Source organism: Pseudoflavonifractor capillosus, assembly GCF_016899775.1.
In the GTDB taxonomy this organism is placed as follows: domain Bacteria; phylum Bacillota; class Clostridia; order Oscillospirales; family Oscillospiraceae; genus Lawsonibacter.
Genome location: NZ_JACJJE010000151.1, coordinates 1 through 590 on the forward strand (window position 1 = coordinate 1; position 590 = coordinate 590).

General features: G+C 57.6%; 1 pseudogene. It reads left to right on the forward strand.

The annotated features are described in order from the left end of the window. Positions 1-63 precede the first annotated feature (63 nt). Positions 64-590 (forward strand): annotated as a pseudogene (locus tag H6B31_RS16755) (cell wall anchor protein); the annotation flags it as partial.

Below are 590 nucleotides of genomic sequence, written 5' to 3' on the forward strand. Positions count from 1 at the left end.
GAAGAACCCGTCCAGTCCGGCCCGGTAATGGGCGGCATGAGCATGTAGAGGAGGGATGTCTGCATGAAACGAAAGATTTCCTTATTGGCTGCGGTGCTCTGCCTGACCATGGCTCTCTCCCCCGCAGTGCTGGCGGCGGAGCCCACTCAGGCAGAGGTCTGCTATCCCACTGCGGTGACTCAAAGTGAGGATGGCACAGAACTGCGAAAAATGTACGACCTGGGGCCGGAGGATGATCCGGCAGGGATCTCCCGGTCTGATTTTGAGCAGGATGGCTTCCACTACACTCTGGTGGACGTGCTGAAACAGGAGCTCCCCAAACAGGAGATCCGGCAGCATACTGAGACCGTGTCCCTGGAGAGCAAGAACAAGGATATGGAATCGGTGCTGGCCCTGTTGCCCCCGGAAAAAGAGTTCATCACAGAAGACGGCCTGTCCGGTACACTCTCCCTCCAGCTGGAGACCGTAAATGTAGAGACAGCCGGATATGGCACTTCCACCCGGGAGGTCTCTGCTACCCGATCCTATCCCAATCTGGCCAATCAGGACACCGCCAACATCCCTAAAACCATTGAGGAGGACGGCCGGAC